This window comes from Streptomyces sp. NPDC058650 (assembly GCF_042717315.1).
In the GTDB taxonomy this organism is placed as follows: domain Bacteria; phylum Actinomycetota; class Actinomycetes; order Streptomycetales; family Streptomycetaceae; genus Streptomyces.
The window spans coordinates 15,526-34,921 of the sequence record NZ_JBHXRL010000024.1; the positions used below are offsets into that span (position 1 = coordinate 15,526).

The following is a 19,396-nucleotide window of genomic DNA, read 5'->3' on the forward strand; positions in this document are numbered from 1 at the left end:
ACCTCGTGCGTTCTCTTTGAGGGTGGCCTTGCGGCTCGGGCACTGCGGGCCTCCCTTCGCGAGGGCGGTCTCGCTTACGATGGCCGTTGCGGTGGGGACCACCTGCCGTGCCCGCGCTCGCGTCGATCACAAGACCCAGTGCCAGGCCCGACCGGCAAGGAGACCAGCCTCAGTGTCCGTCTTCAACAAGCTCATGCGTGCAGGCGAAGGCAAGATCCTGCGCAAACTGCACCGCATCGCGGACCAGGTCAACTCCATCGAAGAGGACTTCGTCAACCTCTCCGACGCCGACCTGCGGGCGCTCACCGATGAGTACAAGCAGCGGTTCGCCGACGGCGAGAGCCTCGACGACCTGATGCCGGAAGCCTTCGCGACGGTGCGCGAGGCCGCGAAGCGCGTCCTCGGACAGCGCCACTACGACGTCCAGCTGATGGGCGGCGCCGCGCTGCACCTCGGCTACGTCGCCGAGATGAAGACCGGTGAGGGCAAGACCCTCGTCGGTACCCTCCCGGCGTACCTCAACGCGCTCTCCGGCAAGGGCGTGCACCTGATCACGGTCAACGACTACCTGGCCGAGCGCGACTCCGAGATGATGGGCCGCGTCCACAAGTTCCTGGGTCTGAAGGTCGGCTGCATCCTGGCCAACATGACCCCGGCCCAGCGCCGTGAGCAGTACGCCTGCGACATCACGTACGGCACGAACAACGAGTTCGGCTTCGACTACCTCCGCGACAACATGGCGTGGTCCCAGGAGGAGCTCGTCCAGCGCGGCCACAACTTCGCCTGTGTCGACGAGGTCGACTCGATCCTCGTCGACGAGGCCCGTACGCCGCTGATCATCTCCGGCCCGGCCGACCAGGCCACCAAGTGGTACGGCGACTTCGCCAAGCTGGTCACCCGCCTCACCAGGGGTGAGCCCGGCAACCAGCTCAAGGGCATCGAGGAGACCGGCGACTACGAGGTCGACGAGAAGAAGCGCACCGTCGCCATCCACGAGGCCGGTGTCGCCAAGGTCGAGGACTGGCTGGGCATCGACAACCTCTACGAGTCGGTGAACACGCCGCTCGTGGGCTACTTGAACAACGCCATCAAGGCGAAGGAACTGTTCAAGAAGGACAAGGACTACGTCGTCATGGACGGCGAAGTCATGATCGTCGACGAGCACACCGGCCGTATCCTCGCCGGCCGCCGCTACAACGAGGGCATGCACCAGGCGATCGAGGCCAAGGAGGGGGTGGCGATCAAGGACGAGAACCAGACCCTCGCCACGATCACCCTGCAGAACTTCTTCCTCCTGTACGACAAGCTCTCCGGCATGACCGGTACGGCCATGACCGAGGCCGCCGAGTTCCACCAGATCTACAAGCTGGGCGTCGTCCCGATCCCCACGAACAGGCCGATGATCCGCAAGGACCAGTCCGACCTGATCTACCGGACCGAGGTCGCCAAGTTCGCCGCCGTCGTCGACGACATCGCGGAGAAGCACGAGAAGGGTCAGCCGATCCTCGTCGGCACGACCTCCGTCGAGAAGTCCGAGTACCTCTCGCAGCAGCTCTCCAAGCGCGGTGTGCAGCACGAGGTCCTCAACGCCAAGCACCACGACCGCGAGGCCAGCATCGTCGCCCAGGCCGGCCGCCGCGGCGCCGTCACCGTCGCCACGAACATGGCCGGTCGCGGTACGGACATCAAGCTCGGCGGCAACCCGGACGACCTCGCCGAGGCCGAGCTGCGCCAGGCCGGTCTGGACCCGGTCGACCACGTCGAGGAGTGGGCCGCGGCCCTCCCCGGCGCCCTGGAGCGCGCCGCGAAGGCCGTGAAGGCGGAGTTCGAGGAGGTCAAGGACCTCGGCGGGCTGTACGTGCTCGGCACCGAGCGGCACGAGTCCCGCCGTATCGACAACCAGCTCCGCGGCCGTTCCGGCCGTCAGGGCGACCCCGGCGAGTCCCGCTTCTACCTCTCGCTCGGCGACGACCTGATGCGCCTGTTCAAGGCGCAGATGGTCGAGCGCGTGATGGCCATGGCCAACGTGCCGGACGACGTGCCGATCGAGAACAAGATGGTCACCCGGGCGATCGCCTCGGCCCAGTCGCAGGTCGAGACGCAGAACTTCGAGACGCGTAAGAACGTCCTGAAGTACGACGACGTCCTCAACCGGCAGCGCCAGGTCATCTACGGTGAGCGCCGCCGCGTCCTGGAGGGCGAGGACCTGCACGAGCAGATCCAGCACTTCATGGACGACACGATCGACGACTACATCCGCCAGGAGACCGCCGAGGGCTTCGCGGAGGAGTGGGACCTCGACCGTCTGTGGAACGCCTTCAAGCAGCTCTACCCGGTGAAGGTCACCGTGGAGGAGCTGGAGGACGCGGCCGGGGACCGGGCGGGCATCACCGCCGAGTTCATCGCCGAGTCCATCAAGGGCGACATCCACGAGCAGTACGACGCCCGTGAGAAGCAGCTCGGCTCGGAGATCATGCGTGAGCTGGAGCGGCGCGTGGTCCTGTCGGTCCTGGACCGCAAGTGGCGCGAGCACCTCTACGAGATGGACTACCTCCAGGAGGGCATCGGCCTGCGCGCCATGGCGCAGAAGGACCCGCTGGTCGAGTACCAGCGCGAGGGCTTCGACATGTTCACCGCCATGATGGAGGGCATCAAGGAGGAGTCCGTCGGCTACCTGTTCAACCTGGAGGTCCAGGTCGAGCAGCAGGTCGAGGAGGTCCCGGTGCAGGCGAGCGCTCCCTCGCTCGACAAGACCGACGCGGTGCCGTCCGCCGCCGGGAACGGGCGTCCGGAGATCCGCGCCAAGGGGCTCGACGCGCCGCAGCGGCCGGACCGGCTGCACTTCTCCGCGCCGACCGTCGACGGTGACGGCGGGGTCGTCGAGGGCGACTTCGAGTCCGGCGACGACTCCGGCGACGGGATGACGCGGGCGGAGCGTCGCAAGGCGCAGAAGAACGCGAGCGGCGGGCGTCGTCGCAAGAAGTGAGGCGCTGCCGCCGAGGGCCCTGACGAAGGGTCGCTGACGCGGCGGGTTCGATGTGAGGGGTCGGTCGCCCGATGGGTGGCCGGCCCCTTCGTCGTGCCTGGAGAGGGCGTCGCGAGTCAGGCGTGGTGGGGCGTCACGCCGAGACCGTCGAGCTCGACGGCGGCGCAGCGCCAGCGCTGATCGGCGCCGAGCTCCAGGCGGAACGCCATGGCCCGGACGCGACGGCCGGTGGCGATGCTCGCGAAGGCCTCCATGCTCGTGCGGTGGGGGTCCAGCTGTACGGAGCAGCGGCGCAGGACGGGGCGGGGGCCGAGCGACCGCAGGGGCGTCGCCGGGGCGAGCCGGACGAGCTGCTCGTACGCCTCGCCGACGGTGTGGCCGAGCATCCAGTGGACCGGCCGCTCCCCGCTGAGCACCGCGAGCAGGCGCTCCGCGAAGACGGTGTGCGGGGGGAGTGCGCGGGGCGGGGTGCGGGGGTGGGTGCCCGCGCCGCCGCGGGGGCGGGTGCCGGCGGGGCCGCCGGGGGCGGTGCGAGGGCGTGGGGTGCGGGGGCGGGTGGTGGCCGCGTAGCTGTTGGCCGTGTAGCTGGTGGCCGGGTAGCTGTTCATGGTGAGCCCCTGTCGTTGCGTAACCGATTGGTACCAGTCGGTAACTTCCGTTGGGGATCTTGTACGGGTGGGCTCCGAGCCCCCGCAAGGAGCCCCCGGTCGCGGGGCGCCCCTGTGGGTGAATCACCTATCAGGGTGACGCGGGGGAAAAACCGCTCTTCAGGGCCTTGGCGGGGCGTGGACGGGGTGGACGGGCGGTGCGTTCGGCCCGCCACCCCGAAGGGGGACTCCGCACGTATCCTGAGGGCTCTCCGTCTACGAAAGCGGTCAGCCATGCGCGTGTACGTCCCCCTGACCCTCCCCGGACTCGCACAGGCGCACAAGGCGGGCGAGCTGGGCCCCGGCCCGCTGACCGCCTACGCCGTCACCCCGGCGCTGCGCGAGTGGTACGTCTCCGACGACATCGAGGAGCTGGAGTACGCGGCGCTCAACCGGGCCGCCTCCGCCTCCCTGCGGCTCCTCGCCGGTGACCCCCAGGCGCCCCGGCGCCGGGTCGTCGTCGCCGTCGACGTGGCCGACAAGGACGCCACCGCGGATCCCGACCGCGGGCTCGACGCCGGGTCGGTGGGCGAGGTGCGGATCGCCGGTGCCGTACCGCTGGCCAAGGCCGCGGCGGTGCACGCCGACGCGGACGACGCCGAGGCGGACGTCACCGCGGCGGCTGCCGCGCTCGGGGCGGCGGACCAGGGTGACGACGACGCGCGCTTCGTGGTGGACGGGGCCGAGGACCACGAGCTGCTGTGGTTCGGGGTGCAGGAGATCCCCGGGCTGCTGGGGTAGGCCGGGGCAGCGGGACCGGGTGGGGTCCGCTGTCGGAGGGGGCCGGTACCGTCTTTCCATGGGGAAGCACGGTAAGCATCTGGTCTGGGACTGGAACGGGACACTGCTCGACGACATCGGCGCGGTGATCGGGGCGTCGAACGCGGCCTTCGCCGAGATCGGGCTCGAAGCGATCACGCTGGAGCGGTACCGCGAGCTGTACACGGTGCCGGTGCCGAAGTTCTACGAACGGCTCATGGGGCGGCTGCCGACGGATGAGGAGTGGACCGTCATGGACGGCGCCTTCCACCGGCACTACTGGGCGCGGGCGGAGGCGTGCGCGCTCACGCTCGGAGCGGCGGAGCTGCTCGCGGCGCGGCAGGCCTCCGGTTTCACGCAGTCGCTGCTGTCGCTCGCGCCGCACGCGGAGCTCATACCGCTCGTGCGGCGCCACGGGATCGCCGAGCGCTTCGTCCGGATGGACGGGCGGGTCGGCCACTCGACGGACGGGAAGTCCGGGCACATGGTGCGCCACCTGGAGGCGCTCCGCGTCGCGGCGGACCGGGTCGTCGTCATCGGCGACGCGGCGGACGACGCGGTGGCGGCGGCGCACGTCGGTGCGAAGGCGGTGCTGTACACCGGGGGGTCGCACAGCCGGGCTTCGCTGGAGCGGGTGGGGGTGCCGGTGGTCGACTCGCTGGCGGAGGCGGTGTCCGTGGCGGAGGAGTTGGTGTAGCCGAGGTGGGTGGGGTGCGGGCCGGTGTGGTGCGGGCCGGTGGGGCCCGTGCGGGCCGGTGTGGTGCGCCCGGCCTTCGGCCGGACTGGGGTTCCCACCCGCACCACCCGTACTGCTTTGACGTCGGCCTCGGGTCTTCCCGTGGTGGGCTCGGCGCCGTCGGCGGCTGCCGGTCGACGGCCGGTAGGGCGCGGGGGCCGGGTACGGCCCGGTGGGTGGTTGTGCCCACCCTCCCCCAGAGGGGGACCCCCGGGCCCGGCGGAACGCATGCCCGCCCAGCCACCCGGCGAGTGCATGCCCACAGTCACCCGGCGAGTGCAGGTCCGCAGCCACCTGGCGAGTGCGGGCCCGTAACCACCTGGCGAGTGCATGCCCACGGTCACCTGGCGAGTGCATGCCCGCAGTCACCTGTCGAGTGCCGGTCCGCAGCCACCTGGCGAGTGCGGGCCCGTAACCACTTGGCGAGTGCATGCCTACAGTCACCCGGCGAGTGCTGGCCCGCAGCCACCTGGCGAGTGCAGGTCCGCAGCCCCCGGCGAGTGCGGGCCCGCGGTCACCCGGCGCCGGCCGCTTCGGGGGTCAGGCCTTGGTGCGGAGGACCTTCAGGAATTCGCGCATCCAGGTCGGGTGGTCCGGCCAGGCGCGGGAGGAGACCAGGAGGCCGTCGACCACGGCCGCCGAGTCCTGGAAGGTGGCTCCGGCCGCCTGCATGTCGAGTTCCAGGGCCGGGTACGCCGTGACCCTGCGGCCCTCCAGGCCGCCGACCGCCGCCGTCAGGAGCGGGCCGTGGCAGATCTGGGCCACCGGCTTGTCCGCGTCGAAGAAGGCCTTCAGGATCTTGCGGAGCTCCGGGTCGTTGCGCAGGTACTCCGGTGCCCGGCCGCCCGGGATCACCACCGCCACGTACGCGCCCGGGTCGACCTCCGAGAAGGCCAGGTCCGCCGGCCAGGTGTAGCCGGGCTTCTCGGTGTACGTGTCGAAGCCCGGCTCGAAGTCGTGGACGACGAAGCGGAGCTGCTTGCGGGCGGGGGCGGCGATGTCGACCTCGTAGCCCTCTTCCAGCAGCCGCTGGTAGGGGTACATCACCTCCAGCGACTCCGCCGCGTCCCCGGTCACGATCAGGATCTTCGCCATTGGCTCTCCCAGGTCACAGATGGTCGGTCTGTCGTGCTGTGCCCATGTTCGCGCACACGCCGCCTCCGACGGGCCGCTTTGCCAAGAGGACACGTGTCGCTGTCCATAACGTCAAACTTGGCCCGCTCTTTTGTACGCATACGGCTCATGACGGTTCGGGGGGCGGGGGCGATAGGCTTTTGCCGTGATCAGCGCGATACGCCGTGGGGGCAGCGAAGCCCCCGGCTGCCGCCCGGACCGCGACAGCGGCCGGGTCGACCGTACGTTCGCCGATCCCTCCCGTCCGGACGCGCCACGTTCCGTGGCCGATAACGATCCGGGCATCTCTCATCCGGGCATAACGTCGTCTTCGACCGGAATCACCGCGTCGTGGCGTTGTGCCCTTTCTTCCACCGACGTCACGCAACGGCGCGCGACAGGAGTCAGAGGACATGCAGACCAAGCTGGACGAAGCCAAGGCCGAGCTGCTCGAGAGGGCCGCTCGGGTAGCTGAGCACAGCCCGGTCGGGGGGCGACTTCCGACGGGGCCGGAGGGTGCCGGGGAGCGCCCGGACCGGGACCCCGTGCTCGAATACCTCCAGCGCTACTACCTGCACACCGCGCCGGAGGACCTCGGCGACCGCGACCCGGTCGACGTGTTCGGCGCCGCGCTCTCTCACTACCGGCTCGCGGAGAACCGCCCGCAGGGCACCGCGAACGTGCGCGTCCACACCCCGACGGTGGAGGAGAACGGCTGGACCAGCAGCCACTCCGTCGTCGAGGTCGTCACCGACGACATGCCGTTCCTCGTGGACTCCGTCACCAACGAGCTCTCCCGCCAGGGCCGCGGCATCCACGTCGTGATCCACCCGCAGGTCCTCGTCCGCCGTGACGTCGCCGGCAAGCTCATCGAGGTCCTCGCGGCCCAGATCCAGGGCGAGCTGCCGCACGACGCGATCACCGAGTCGTGGATCCACGTCGAGATCGACCGCGAGACCGACCGCGCCGACCTCAAGCAGATCACCGCCGACCTGCTGCGCGTCCTGTCCGACGTCCGCGAGACGGTCGAGGACTGGGACAAGATGCGCGATGCCGCGGTGCGCATCGCCGAGGGCCTCCCGGCCGAGCCCACCGCCTCCGACCTGCGGCCCACCGAGGTGGACGAGGCCCGCGAGCTGCTGCGCTGGCTCGCCGACGACCACTTCACCTTCCTCGGCTACCGCGAGTACGAGCTCGTCAACGGCGACGCCCTGTCCGCCGTGCCCGGCACCGGCCTCGGCATCCTGCGCTCCGACCCGCAGCACGCCGGCGGCGACGAGGGCCACCACGCGCACCCCGTCTCGCCCTCCTTCAGCCGGCTGCCCGCCGACGCCCGCGCCAAGGCGCGCGAGCACAAGCTGCTGATCCTGACGAAGGCCAACAGCCGCGCGACCGTGCACCGCCCCTCGTACCTCGACTACATCGGGGTGAAGAAGTTCGACGCGGACGGCAACGTCGTCGGTGAGCGACGGTTCCTCGGACTGTTCTCGTCCGCCGCGTACACCGAGTCCGTCCGCCGCGTCCCCGTCGTCAAGCGCAAGGTCCAGGAGGTCCTGGCGGGCGCCGGCTTCTCGCCGAACAGCCACGACGGCCGCGACCTGCTCCAGATCCTGGAGACCTACCCGCGCGACGAGCTCTTCCAGACCCCGGTCGACCAGCTCCGGTCCATCGTCACCAGCGTCCTGTACCTCCAGGAACGGCGCCGGCTGCGGCTCTACCTGCGCCAGGACGAGTACGGCCGCTACTACTCGGCCCTCGTCTACCTGCCGCGCGACCGCTACACCACCCGCGTCCGGCTGCGGATCATCGACATCCTCAAGGAGGAGCTCGACGGCACCAGCGTCGACTTCACCGCCTGGAACACCGAGTCGATCCTCTCCCGGCTCCACTTCGTCGTCCGCGTCAAGCCCGGCACCGAGCTCGCCAAGCTGACCGACGCCGACGTCGACCGCATCGAGTCCCGGCTCGTCGAGGCCGCCCGCTCCTGGGCCGACGGCTTCGGCGAGGCGCTCAACGCCGAGCTGGGCGAGGAGCACGCCGCCGAGCTGCTGCGCCGCTACGGCAACGCCTTCCCCGAGGGCTACAAGGCCGACCACTCGCCGCGCGCGGCCGTCGCCGACCTGGTCCACCTGGAAGCCCTCGCCCGTACGGACAAGGACTTCGCGCTCTCCCTCTACGAGCCCGTCGTCGCGGGCCCCGGCGAGCGCCGCTTCAAGATCTACAAGACCGGCGACCCGATCTCCCTCTCCGCCGTCCTGCCGGTCCTCAACCGGCTCGGCGTCGAGGTCACCGACGAGCGCCCGTACGAGCTGCGCTGCTCCGACCGCACCCACGCCTGGGTCTACGACTTCGGTCTGCGGATGCCGGCCCCGACCGGCAACGGCGGCGACTACCTCGGCGACGACGCCCGCGAGCGCTTCCAGGAGGCCTTCGCCGCCACCTGGACCGGCGAGGCCGAGAACGACAACTTCAACTCCCTCGTCCTCTCCGCCGGGCTCACCTGGCGCGAGGCGATGGTGCTGCGCGCCTACGCCAAGTACCTGCGCCAGGCCGGTTCCACGTTCAGCCAGGACTACATGGAGGACACCCTCCGCAACAACGTCCACACCACCCGGCTGCTCGTCTCCCTCTTCGAGGCCCGGATGGCGCCGGAGCGCCAGCGCGCCGGCACCGAGCTGATCGACGCGCTCCTCGAGGAGCTGGACGCCGCCCTCGACCAGGTCGCGAGCCTGGACGAGGACCGGATCCTGCGGTCCTTCCTCACCGTCATCAAGGCCACCCTGCGGACCAATTTCTTCCAGAACGCGGTGGGCGGGAAGCCGCACTCCTACGTGTCGATGAAGTTCGACCCGCAGGCCATCCCCGACCTGCCGGCGCCGCGCCCCGCCTTCGAGATCTGGGTGTACTCGCCGCGCGTCGAGGGCGTCCACCTGCGCTTCGGCAAGGTCGCCCGAGGCGGCCTGCGCTGGTCCGACCGCCGTGAGGACTTCCGTACGGAGATCCTCGGCCTGGTCAAGGCGCAGATGGTGAAGAACACCGTCATCGTGCCCGTCGGCGCCAAGGGCGGTTTCGTCGCCAAGCAGCTCCCGGACCCGTCCGTGGACCGCGACGCCTGGCTCGCCGAGGGCATCGCGAGCTACAAGACCTTCATCTCGGCGCTGCTCGACATCACCGACAACCTGGTCGCGGGCGAGGTCGTGCCGCCGGTCGACGTGGTCCGCCACGACGAGGACGACACCTACCTCGTCGTCGCCGCCGACAAGGGCACCGCGACCTTCTCCGACATCGCCAACGGGGTCGCCGAGTCGTACGGCTTCTGGCTCGGCGACGCCTTCGCCTCCGGCGGCTCCGCCGGCTACGACCACAAGGGCATGGGCATCACCGCCCGCGGCGCCTGGGAGTCCGTCAAGCGCCACTTCCGCGAGCTGGGCCACGACACCCAGACCGAGGACTTCACGGTCGTCGGCGTCGGCGACATGTCCGGCGACGTCTTCGGCAACGGCATGCTGCTGAGCGAGCACATCAGGCTCGTCGCCGCGTTCGACCACCGGCACATCTTCCTCGACCCGAACCCGGACGCGGCCGTCTCGTACGCCGAGCGCCGCCGCCTCTTCGACCTGCCCCGCTCGTCCTGGGCCGACTACGACACCTCGCTGCTCTCCGCGGGCGGTGGCGTCCACCCCCGAAGCGCCAAGTCCATCCCGGTCAACGCGCAGGTCAGGGCCGCCCTCGGCATCGAGGACGGCGTCACCAAGATGACCCCGGCCGAGCTGATGAAGGCCGTGCTCCACGCGCCCGTCGACCTGCTGTGGAACGGCGGCATCGGTACGTACGTCAAGTCCGCGGTCGAGTCCAACGCGGACGTCGGCGACAAGGCCAACGACGCCATCCGCGTCGACGGCCAGGACGTGCGCGCCCAGGTCATCGGCGAGGGCGGCAACCTCGGCGCGACCCAGCTGGGCCGCATCGAGTTCGCCCGCACCGGCGGCCCCGAGGGCCAGGGCGGCAAGGTCAACACCGACGCCATCGACAACAGCGCCGGCGTCGACACCTCCGACCACGAGGTCAACATCAAGATCCTGCTGAACGGGCTCGTCGCCGAGGGCGACATGACCGTCAAGCAGCGCAACAAGATCCTCGCGGAGATGACGGACGAGGTCGGCACGCTCGTCCTGCGCAACAACTACGCGCAGAACACGGCCCTCGCCAACGCCGTCACCCAGTCGCCCTCGCTGCTCCACGCCCACCAGCGCTTCATGCGCCGCCTGGGCCGCGACGGCAGCCTCTCCCGGGACCTGGAGTTCCTGCCCAACGACCGGCAGATCCGCGAGCTGCTCAACAACGGCCGGGGCCTGAGCCAGCCGGAGCTCGCCGTCCTCCTCGCGTACACCAAGATCACGGTGGCCGACGAGCTGATCGGTACGGAGCTGCCGGACGACCCGTACCTGCGCGGGCTGCTCCACGCGTACTTCCCGACGCTGCTGCGCGAGAAGTTCACCGAGGCCGTCGACAACCACCCCCTGCGCCGGGAGATCATCACCACGGTCCTGGTCAACGACACCGTCAACGCCGGTGGCTCGACCTTCCTGCACCGCCTCCGCGAGGAGACGGGCGCGTCGATCGAGGAGATCGTCCGCGCGCAGACCGCGGCCCGGATGGTCTTCCGTCTCGGCCAGGTCTGGGACGCCGTCGAGGCCCTCGACAACCAGGTGCCCGCCGACGTCCAGACCCGGATGCGGCTGCACTCCCGCCGGCTCGTCGAGCGCGGCACGCGCTGGCTGCTGAACAACCGGCCGCAGCCGCTCCAGATCGGCGAGACCATCGAGTTCTTCGCCGACCGGGTGGAGGAGGTCTGGGGCCGGCTGCCGGAGCTGCTGCGCGGTGCCGACCTGGAGTGGTACCGGTCGATCGTGGCCGAGCTGACCGAGGTCGGTGTGCCGGAGGAGCTCGCGCTGCGGGTCGCCGGCTTCTCGTCCGCCTTCCCGATCCTCGACGTCGTCGCGATCGCGGACCGGACGGGCAAGGAGCCGCTCGCGGTGGCCGAGGTCTACTACGACCTGGCCGACCGGCTGCGGATCACCGACCTCATGGACCGGATCATCGAGCTGCCGCGCAGCGACCGCTGGCAGTCGATGGCCCGCGCCTCGATCCGTGAGGACCTGTTCGCGGCGCACGCCGCGCTCACGCAGGACGTCCTGACGGCGGGCAACGGCACGTCGAGCCCGGAGGAGCGGTTCAAGGCCTGGGAGGAGAGGAACGCGGCGATCCTGGGCCGCGCGCGGACGACCCTGGAGGAGATCCAGGGCTCGGACACCTTCGACCTGGCGAACCTGTCGGTGGCCATGCGGACGATGCGCACGCTGCTGCGTTCGCACAGCTAGGCATGACATGAGGAAGGGCCCCGCCGGTGTTCCGGCGGGGCCCTTCCGTCATTCCGCCGCCGGGGTGGTGACCGTCGAGGTCCACAGGCGGCGGGCGGCGAGCAGCGCCGCCGCGAGGAGCAGGGCGTTGCGGAGCGCCATGACGGTGAGGCCGGCGGGGGTGCCGGCGAGGACGTCCAGGTACAGGACGGGGTACGCGAGCGAGCTCAGCGCGGCCGCCGGGAGCAGCAGCAGGGCCGCCGGGCGCATCACGGTCCTGCGGGAGGTCAGGCAGACGGCGGCGAGCCCGAGCAGCCAGATCATGTACTGGGGGCTGATGACCCGGCTGGTGACGGTGAACAGCAGGACGGCGGCGAAGGCCGCGTCGAGCGGGGTCGCGGGGGTCCAGCGCCGGGCCCGGACGCGCCAGAGCAGCAGCCAGCCGAGGGCGATGACGGTGAGCAGCAGGGCGACGTGGCCGAGGCTGGAGACGTACGGGCCGACGTACTCGAAGGAGCCGTAGCGGAACTCGACCCGGCCCGGCCAGACGCCGGCGGCCCGGGCCAGCGCGAGGGCCGTGCCGCCCAGGGACTCGATCTGGATGCCGCGGTTGCCCTGCTGGCGGAGGAAGCCGAACGACCCGGAGAAGAACAGCGCGAGGGTGGCGACGAGGGCGACCGCGGCGGTGACGGCGGCGGTCCAGGCCTCGCGGGTGGTACGGCCCCGGGGGGTGCCGATCAGGGTGAGCGCCGGCCACACCTTGACCATGGCGCCGATTCCGGCGAGCGCCCCGCCGAGCTGGTGGGCGCCCGTCGAGCGGGCGTTGACGGCGAGCAGGGCGACGACGGCGAGGGCGGTGGTGTGGACGTCGTACCGCGCGAGGGGGAGGTGCAGGAGGAGCGGGAGGCCGCAGACCCAGTACCAGGCGCCGTGGGTGACGCGTTCGCTGTCGGCGCGGGCGAGGGCGAGGGTGATGACCGCGTCCGCGAGGAAGGCGAGGGCGACGAAGGCCTGGAAGTACGTGAGCGAGGGCAGGATGCCCGGGGCCATGATCACGAGGCCCGCGCCGGGCGGGTACTGCCAGGTGACGTCGCCGGGCGGGAAGGTGCCGGTCGCGAACTGCCCGTACCAGTGCTCGTAGAGGGCCACCTCGCGGCCGACCCCGCCGATGCCGAGGTCGTCGCGGAGGAGCAGCAGGAGCATGCCGACGCGGGTGAGGAGCCAGACGGCGGCGAGGGCGAGGGTGGGGCCGCGGCCGACCGTGACGAAGGTGGCGGAGGTGAAGGTGTCCGACGTGAAAGGGGATCCGGTCAGGGAGGGCGGAGGGGGCGCGGTGGCGGGTGGGGGCGCGGGCGCTGGTGCGGGTGCCGGCGCGAGTGGAGCGGCGGGGGATGCGGGCGCGGCGGAGGATCGGGGCTCGGTGGGTGACGGTGGGGCGTTCCGGGCCCGGCGGTGCGGCGGCTGCGGGTGATCGTTCGTCATCCCTCGGCACTCTAGTCCGGTATGCCCTATTTCTTGGGTGTTGTCGCCCTCGTACCCGTGAACTCCTCGTACGCCGCCACCACCTCCTTCGCCGGGCCGTCCATCCGCAGCGTCCCCGCTTCCAGCCACAGCGCCCGCTCACAGGTCTCCGTGATGGTGGAGTTCGAGTGGCTGACCAGGAAGACCGTCCCCGCCTCCGCCCGCAGCTCGTCGATCCGCCGACTGCTGCGCCGGCGGAAACGCGCGTCGCCGGTCGACAGGGCCTCGTCGATGAGCAGGACGTCGTGGCTCCTGGCCGCGGCGATGGAGAAGCGCAGCCGGGCCCCCATCCCGGAGGAGTACGTCCGCATGGGGCGGGAGATGGCGTCGTCCTTCTCGTTGATGCCGGAGAACTCGACGATCCCGTCGTAGCGCTCCCGGACCTCCGCGCGGCTCATGCCCATCGCGAGGCCGCCCAGGACCACGTTCCGTTCGCCGGTCAGATCGCTCATCAGGGCCGCGTTGACGCCGAGGAGGGCGGGCTGCCCGTGGGTGTAGACCTGGCCGTGCTCGACGGGCTGGAGGCCCGCGATGGCTTTCAGGAGCGTCGACTTGCCCGACCCGTTCGAACCGATCAGGCCGATCGCCTCGCCCCGGTACGCGGCGAAGCTCACGCCCTTCACGGCGTGGACCCGCCGGCCGGCCGGAGCCGTACGGCCGCGGCGCAGCATGCGGCCGAGGGCGGCGGTGGCGCTGCCGCGACCGCCGGGGTGCCCGCCGTGGACCGTGTAGGTGATGTGGACGCCGTCGACGACGACGGTGGGGGTTCGGGGGTCTTCCGTGATCTTCGTGAACTCCGTGCACTCAGCGCTCTCAGCCACGGCCGTACGTCTCCTCCGCCTTCCAGAACCAGATGAAGCCGCCCGTGAAGGCCAGCAGGGCCCAGCCGACGGCCAGCGCCCAGACGTGCGGCGGCAGCCGGTCCGCCGTGTAGCTCTCGATCAGCGCGAAGCGCATGAGGTCGATGTAGACCGCCGCGGGGTTGCACTGGAGGGCCAGCACCACGGCGTCCGGGAAGCGGCCGGCGCTCGCCAGGTTCCGGATCGACCACATGACGCCCGAGGCGTACAGCCAGGTGCGCAGGACGAACGGCATCAGCTGGCTGACGTCCGGGGTGCGGGCCGCCAGCCGTGCGAGGACGAGGGCCGCGCCGGTGTTGAACAGGGCCTGGCAGAGGAGCGCGGGAACGGCGAGCAGCCAGCTCCAGGTGGGGAACTCGCCGCAGCAGACGAGGATCACGCCGAGCGCGGTGAGCGAGAGGAGCAGCTGCTGGAGCTGCTGGAGCGCGAGGGAGATCGGGAGGCTCGCGCGCGGGAAGTGCAGAGCGCGGACCAGGCCCAGGTTGCCGCTGATCGCACGGGTGCCGGCCAGGACCGTGTCGGAGGTGAAGGTCCACACGAAGATGCCGGTGAGCAGGAACGGGACGTAGTCGGGGACGCCGTGCTGGGCGTTCATGAGGACGCCGAAGATCGCGTAGTACACGGCCGCGTTGAGCAGCGGCGTCATCACCTGCCACACCTGGCCGAGCCGGGCCTGGCTGTACTGGGCGGTGAGACGGGCGGTCGCGAAGGCGGCGATGAAGTCGCGGCGGGACCAGAGCTGCCGGACGTAGGCGGGGAGGGAGGGGCGCGCCCCGCTGACGGTCAGGCCGTGGCGCAGGGCGAGCGCGCGGAGGTCCTCGGGCGGGGGTCGCCGCCGGTCTTCTCGTACGGGTGGGGCGAGGGTCGTGGTCACGCGGGCCGCTTTCGGCGAAGGGTGCGGGTGTCGTCGGCGATGGAACGGGTCCGTATCGTCGCTACGGGGAGGTTAGGACGTTGGTACGTCGGAACGCAACCGTATCGTCGTGACGTCGCCGTTGGTTAGGATGCCGTTCATGACCGAACCGACCCCCCGCCGCGCCCCCGCCGGAGCCGCCGTACTCCGCGAGGACGTGACCGAGGCCATCCGAGACGCCGTCTTCGAGGAGCTCGCGTCCGTCGGCTTCGCGCGGATGTCCATCGAGGGCATCGCGCGCCGCGCGGGCGTCGGCAAGACCGCCGTCTACCGGCGGTGGAAGTCCAAGCTCTCCCTCGTCCTCGACCTCGTCGGCGCCTTCGCCGCCCAGGGCGTGCCGGTGCCCGCCACCGGGTCCCTGGACGGGGATGTGCGCGCGCTCCTGGAGATGGCCTCGTACGCCCTGCGCCACCCGGTCGCCTCGCAGGTCATTCCCGATCTGCTGGTCGAGGCCGCGCGGCAGCCGGAGATCGCCGACGCCATCCGGGAGGCGCTGCTCGACGGCCAGCAGGGCGTCATGGCCCGGATCGTCCGCGAGGCCGTCGCGCGCGGCGAGCTCCCCGAGGGCACCGACCCGGCCGAGGCCCTCGACCTCGTCGTCGGTCCGCTCTACTGGCGCCTCGTCGTCGTCCGCACGCCGCTGCCCGAGGGGTACGTGGACGGGCTCGCGCGCGCGGCGGTGGCGGCGCTCAAGGCCTGAGGCCGCGACCGACGACCGCCGACGACCGCCGACGACCGCCGACGACCGCCGGGGAGCACGGGGAGCGCGGGGAGCGCGGGGAGCGCGGGGAGCGCTACTTCACCGCGCCCGCCATCACCCCGGACGCGAACTGCCGCTGGAACGCGAAGAACACCGCCAGCGGCACCACCATCGACAGGAACGCCCCCGGCGCCAGCACGTCCACGTTGTTGCCGAACTGCCGGACCTGCTGCTGGAGCGCCACCGTGATCGGCGGCGACTGCGAGTCCGCGAAGATCAGCGCGATCAGCATGTCGTTCCACACCCACAGGAACTGGAAGATCCCCAGCGAGGCGATCGCCGGACCGCCGAGCGGCAGCACCACCCGCGTGAAGAGCCGCACCTCGCCCGCCCCGTCGAGCCGCGCCGCCTCCAGGAGCTCGCGCGGGATCTCCGCGAAGAAGTTCCGCAGCAGGAAGATCGCGAACGGCAGGCCGAACGCGGTGTGGAAGAGGACGACCCCGAGCGTCGTCTCGAAGAGCCCGACCGCGCCGAAGAGCTTCGACACCGGGACCAGCGCGACCTGCACCGGGACCACGAGCAGGGCCACCACTCCCAGGAACCACCAGTCCCGGCCCGGGAACTCCAGCCACGCGAAGGCGTATCCGGCGAACGAGCCCAGGACGAGGACGAGGAGCGTCGCCGGGACGGTGATCAGGACGGTGGAGAGGAGCGATCCGGTGATCGTCCCGTTCGAGAGCAGCTGGGTGTAGTTCTCGGTGGTCAGCTGTGCCGGGGCCGTGAGCACCTCCCACCAGCCGCTCGCCGCGATGTCGGCGGGCGAGCGGAAGGAGGAGAAGAGCAGCCCGGCCGTCGGCAGCAGCCAGAACAGGCCGGCCAGGACGAGGAAGACGCGGACCGCGCCGCCGGCCGCGCGGGCCGCGATCCGGGAGGCGGGTGAGGTCTTCGGGGCGGGTGAGGTCGCTGGGGCAGCTGAGGTGGTCGAGGCGCGTGGGGGCGTCGGGGCGGGAGCGGGCGTCGGGGCGGGCGCGGTCATCGGCGGGTCTCCCTTCGGATGCGGCGGATGTTGACCGCCATCACCGGCAGCACCAGGAGGAGCAGCACGACGGCGATGGCCGAGCCGACCCCGAGGTCCGCGTCCGTGCCGAAGGACGAGCGGTACAGCTGGAGCGCGAGCACGTTCGCGTCGTCCTGCGCCGAGCCCGGCGCGATGACGAAGACCAGGTCGAAGACCTTGAGCACGTTGATCATCAGCGTCACGAGGACGACAGCGAGGACCGGGGCCAGGAGCGGGACCGTGATCCGGCGGAACACCTGCCACTCGTTCGCCCCGTCCACCCGCGCCGCTTCGAGGAGTTCGCGCGGTACGGCCGCGAGCCCGGCGCCGATCAGCACCATCGCGAACCCGGCCCACATCCACACGTACGCCCCGATCACGGCCGGCGTGACGAGCGAGGGGCCGAGCCACTCCACGCCGTTGTACTGCTCCCGGAAATTGCTCGCGGGGAGGCGGAGTACGGCTCCGTCGGCGCGGTCGGCGGGCAGGGTGAAGGTGCCGTCGGCCGCGGCCGTGGCCGTGGCGACCACCTTTCCGTCGCGTACGGCCTCGATCCGCAGGCCGGCGAGGCCCAGTTCGGCCGGGTCGACGACGTTCGGCTTCCCGCCGCCGCCCCGGGTGAAGTCCAGCCAGGCCGTTCCGCCGATCGTGCCCCCGGCGGTCGGCGGCGCCGTCGGCGGCGTGCTCGGTTCGCGGGCCGGGCGGGCCTCCTCCGGCATCCGGCCCGGAGCCACCCCGACGAGCGGGAGCCGGACGGGCTCCCCGGCGCGTACCGCCTCCTTGGTGACGTACGCGCCGCCGCCGGCCGCCGTGAGCGGGTGCACGGGGAGCGGCCGGGCCCGGGGGAAGCCCGAGGACTCGGCGAAGGTGTCGTGGACCCCGACCCAGACGGCGTTGGCGACCCCCCGGTCCGGGTCCTGCTCGTAGACGAGCCGGAAGATGATCCCGGCCGCGAGCATCGAGATGGCCATCGGCATGAAGACGACCAGCTTGAACGCCGTGCCCCAGCGGACGCGTTCGGTCAGGACGGCGAACAGCAGACCGAGGGCGGTGGCGACCGCGGGGGCGAGAACCAGCCAGATCAGATTGTTCTGTACGGCGGTGCGCAGCGAGTCGTCGGTGACGAGCGCGAAGTAGTTGTCCAGGCCCACGAAGGAGGAGCCGGAGCGGTCGAAGAACGAGCGCTGGACGGAGTACCCGATCGGGTAGACGACCAGCGCCCCGAGCAGGAGCAGCGCGGGGAGCAGGAACCCCGCCGCGACCGCCCTGCTTCTGCTGTTGGTCTTGGCGTTGCTTTTGGTCTTGCTCGTGGTGGGGATGCGGGCGGCCTTCGGCATGCGGGCCTCAGCTCTTCGCGGCGGCCCGGTACGCCTTCGCCGCGTCCGCCTCCAGGCGCGCCTGGGCCCCGGCGACGTCCTTCGGGTTCTTCAGGAAGTCCTGGAGCGCCTTCCACTCGCCCTTGCCCGGGGTCCCGCCGAACGACTGCGGCATCTGGTCCGACATGTCGAAGCGGAAGTCGTCACCGGCGCCGATGAGGGCCTTGGCGATCTCGCGCTGGACGTCGTTCGGATACGCGGCCGGGTCCAGGTTCTTGTTGGGGGAGAGGAAGCCGCCCTCGGCCGCCCAGATCCTCGCCGCGTCAGGGGAGGCCAGGAAGGCGAGCAGCGCCTGCGCGCCCTTGGTGTCCTTCAGCGCCACGGCCGCGTCGCCGGCCGTCACGACGGGAGCGATGCCGTCGCCGACCGTCGGGAACGGGAAGGCCTTCGCGTCCGTGCCGATCTTCGCCTTCGTCTGGGCGATGTTGACGGCCGCGAAGTCGCCCTCGAAGACCATCGCCCCCTTGGGCTGGTCGCCGCCCGTGAAGGTCTGGGTGACCGAGACCGGGTACTCGGTCTGCAGCGCGCCGCTCGTCCCGCCCGCGAGCAGCGCCGGCTTCCCGAACAGCTCGGCGAGCGTGGTGAGGGCCGCGGCGACGGACGGGTCGGTCCACTTGATCTCGTGCTTCGCCAGCTGGTCGTACTTGGCCGGGCCCGCCTGGGAGAGGTAGACGTTCTCGAACCAGTCGGTGAGGGTCCAGCCGTCCGCGCCGCCGACCGAGACCGGGGTGACGCCGGACGCCGAGATGGTCTCGGCGGTGGTGAGGAACTCCTTCCAGGTCTTCGGCTCGGTCGCGCCCGCGTTCTCGAAGACCGCGGTGTTGTACCAGACCAGGGACTTGTTGGCGGCCTTGAAGTAGACCCCGTACTGGGTGCCGTCGACCGCGCCGAGCTTCTGCCAGCCGGGCGAGTAGTTCGCGGCGAGCTGGGCCTCGGCCTCGGGGCCGACCGGCTTCAGCCACTTCTGGGCGGCGGCCTGCTGGATCGCGCCGACCTGCGGGAGCATCGCCACGTCGGGCGGCGAGCCGCCGGCGATCTTCGTCCCGAGGAAGTTCACGATCGGGTCCTGGGCGGGCACGAACGTGACGGTCGCGCCGGTGCGCTTCTCGAACTCCTTGAGGACCTTGGTGAAGTTCTCCTGCTCGGGGCCCGTCCAGACGGCGGCGACCTCGATCTTCTCGCCCTTGAGCGAGGTGCCGGGCGTGGCGTCCCCCGGGTCCGGGCGGGCCTCACCGTCGCCCCCGCCGCAGGCCGCGAGGACCAGTGCGGTGAGCGCCGTGAGCGCCGTGGTGGTCACTGCGGCCTTGCGTGGACGAAGAGTTGTCCGCATCGCTGCCCCGTCTCTCCCGTGCGCTTCGCTGTCCCGTG

Annotated in this window: 13 protein-coding genes; 5 read left to right on the forward strand and 8 right to left on the reverse strand. The window is 71.3% G+C overall.

Features of this window, described 5'->3' with window-relative positions; genetic code table 11:
- The first annotated feature begins 172 nt into the window (after positions 1 to 172).
- The gene (secA, locus tag ACFWWU_RS31475) at positions 173 to 2,986 is read left to right on the forward strand and encodes a preprotein translocase subunit SecA (protein WP_384150585.1); all 2,814 of its coding nucleotides are present in this window, start codon (positions 173 to 175) and stop codon (positions 2,984 to 2,986) included.
- A 116-nt stretch (positions 2,987 to 3,102) separates the two neighbouring features.
- Here secA and ACFWWU_RS31480 read toward each other — a convergent pair whose 3' ends face one another.
- Positions 3,103 to 3,594 carry an Rv3235 family protein gene (locus tag ACFWWU_RS31480; RefSeq protein ID WP_384150587.1) on the reverse strand — a complete coding sequence of 164 codons (492 nt, stop codon included), beginning with the start codon at positions 3,592 to 3,594 and terminating at the stop codon, positions 3,103 to 3,105.
- A 273-nt stretch (positions 3,595 to 3,867) separates the two neighbouring features.
- Between ACFWWU_RS31480 and ACFWWU_RS31485 the strand changes: the two genes are divergently transcribed.
- Entirely contained in the window at positions 3,868 to 4,374 is a 507-nt protein-coding gene (locus ACFWWU_RS31485) for a DUF6912 family protein (RefSeq protein WP_384150590.1), read from the forward strand.
- 58 nt (positions 4,375 to 4,432) lie between these two features.
- Positions 4,433 to 5,089: an HAD family hydrolase gene (locus ACFWWU_RS31490; protein ID WP_384150593.1), complete on the forward strand. Its 657-nt coding sequence runs from the start codon at positions 4,433 to 4,435 to the stop codon at positions 5,087 to 5,089.
- 579 nt (positions 5,090 to 5,668) lie between these two features.
- Here ACFWWU_RS31490 and ACFWWU_RS31495 read toward each other — a convergent pair.
- Positions 5,669 to 6,223, reverse strand: a complete 555-nt coding sequence (locus ACFWWU_RS31495; protein WP_384150596.1) for a DJ-1/PfpI family protein — start codon at positions 6,221 to 6,223, stop codon at positions 5,669 to 5,671.
- A 431-nt stretch (positions 6,224 to 6,654) separates the two neighbouring features.
- Here ACFWWU_RS31495 and ACFWWU_RS31500 point away from each other — a divergent pair, with 431 nt between their 5' ends.
- Complete coding sequence (locus tag ACFWWU_RS31500) at positions 6,655 to 11,622, forward strand: NAD-glutamate dehydrogenase (RefSeq protein ID WP_384150599.1); 4,968 nt, start codon at positions 6,655 to 6,657, stop codon at positions 11,620 to 11,622.
- A 48-nt stretch (positions 11,623 to 11,670) separates the two neighbouring features.
- Here the strand turns inward: ACFWWU_RS31500 and ACFWWU_RS31505 are convergent, their stop codons facing one another.
- Genes ACFWWU_RS31505 through ACFWWU_RS31515 form a run of 3 tightly spaced genes read right to left on the reverse strand, consistent with a single transcriptional unit; the run spans position 11,671 to position 14,856 of the window.
- On the reverse strand, positions 11,671 to 13,083 hold the full coding sequence (locus ACFWWU_RS31505; RefSeq protein ID WP_384150601.1) for a glycosyltransferase 87 family protein: 1,413 nt from the start codon (positions 13,081 to 13,083) through the stop codon (positions 11,671 to 11,673).
- 26 nt (positions 13,084 to 13,109) lie between these two features.
- The gene (locus ACFWWU_RS31510) at positions 13,110 to 13,943 is read right to left on the reverse strand and encodes an ABC transporter ATP-binding protein (RefSeq protein WP_384150604.1); all 834 of its coding nucleotides are present in this window, start codon (positions 13,941 to 13,943) and stop codon (positions 13,110 to 13,112) included.
- Entirely contained in the window at positions 13,936 to 14,856 is a 921-nt protein-coding gene (locus ACFWWU_RS31515) for an ABC transporter permease (protein ID WP_384150607.1), read from the reverse strand. Before ACFWWU_RS31515 ends, ACFWWU_RS31510 begins: the two co-directional genes overlap by 8 nt.
- A 139-nt stretch (positions 14,857 to 14,995) precedes the next feature.
- Between ACFWWU_RS31515 and ACFWWU_RS31520 the strand changes: the two genes are divergently transcribed.
- Positions 14,996 to 15,595, forward strand: a complete 600-nt coding sequence (locus tag ACFWWU_RS31520) for a TetR/AcrR family transcriptional regulator (protein WP_384150610.1) — start codon at positions 14,996 to 14,998, stop codon at positions 15,593 to 15,595.
- 94 nt (positions 15,596 to 15,689) lie between these two features.
- Here the strand turns inward: ACFWWU_RS31520 and ACFWWU_RS31525 are convergent, their stop codons facing one another.
- From ACFWWU_RS31525 to ACFWWU_RS31535, 3 genes are read right to left on the reverse strand one after another with little or no spacing between them, the layout of a single operon-like run.
- Positions 15,690 to 16,631 (reverse strand): carbohydrate ABC transporter permease, encoded by a 942-nt coding sequence (locus ACFWWU_RS31525; protein ID WP_384150612.1) that lies wholly within the window; start codon positions 16,629 to 16,631, stop codon positions 15,690 to 15,692.
- Complete coding sequence (locus ACFWWU_RS31530; RefSeq protein WP_384150615.1) at positions 16,628 to 17,989, reverse strand: carbohydrate ABC transporter permease; 1,362 nt, start codon at positions 17,987 to 17,989, stop codon at positions 16,628 to 16,630. Before ACFWWU_RS31530 ends, ACFWWU_RS31525 begins: the two co-directional genes overlap by 4 nt.
- Before the next feature lie 7 nt (positions 17,990 to 17,996).
- Complete coding sequence (locus ACFWWU_RS31535) at positions 17,997 to 19,358, reverse strand: ABC transporter substrate-binding protein (RefSeq protein ID WP_384150618.1); 1,362 nt, start codon at positions 19,356 to 19,358, stop codon at positions 17,997 to 17,999.
- Positions 19,359 to 19,396: the final 38 nt, after the last annotated feature.

What these genes read in the sequence shown, in the direction of transcription:
- ACFWWU_RS31480 (WP_384150587.1), bottom strand. Translation starts at nt 3,594, where the DNA reads ATGAACAGCTACCCGGCCACCAGCTACACGGCCAACAGCTACGCGGCC.
- ACFWWU_RS31485 (WP_384150590.1), top strand. Translation starts at nt 3,868, where the DNA reads ATGCGCGTGTACGTCCCCCTGACCCTCCCCGGACTCGCACAGGCGCAC.
- ACFWWU_RS31500 (WP_384150599.1), top strand. Translation starts at nt 6,655, where the DNA reads ATGCAGACCAAGCTGGACGAAGCCAAGGCCGAGCTGCTCGAGAGGGCC.
- ACFWWU_RS31535 (WP_384150618.1), bottom strand. Translation starts at nt 19,358, where the DNA reads ATGCGGACAACTCTTCGTCCACGCAAGGCCGCAGTGACCACCACGGCG.
- ACFWWU_RS31525 (WP_384150612.1), bottom strand. Translation starts at nt 16,631, where the DNA reads ATGACCGCGCCCGCCCCGACGCCCGCTCCCGCCCCGACGCCCCCACGC.
- ACFWWU_RS31520 (WP_384150610.1), top strand. Translation starts at nt 14,996, where the DNA reads ATGACCGAACCGACCCCCCGCCGCGCCCCCGCCGGAGCCGCCGTACTC.
- ACFWWU_RS31495 (WP_384150596.1), bottom strand. Translation starts at nt 6,223, where the DNA reads ATGGCGAAGATCCTGATCGTGACCGGGGACGCGGCGGAGTCGCTGGAG.
- ACFWWU_RS31505 (WP_384150601.1), bottom strand. Translation starts at nt 13,083, where the DNA reads ATGACGAACGATCACCCGCAGCCGCCGCACCGCCGGGCCCGGAACGCC.
- ACFWWU_RS31530 (WP_384150615.1), bottom strand. Translation starts at nt 17,989, where the DNA reads ATGCCGAAGGCCGCCCGCATCCCCACCACGAGCAAGACCAAAAGCAAC.
- ACFWWU_RS31490 (WP_384150593.1), top strand. Translation starts at nt 4,433, where the DNA reads ATGGGGAAGCACGGTAAGCATCTGGTCTGGGACTGGAACGGGACACTG.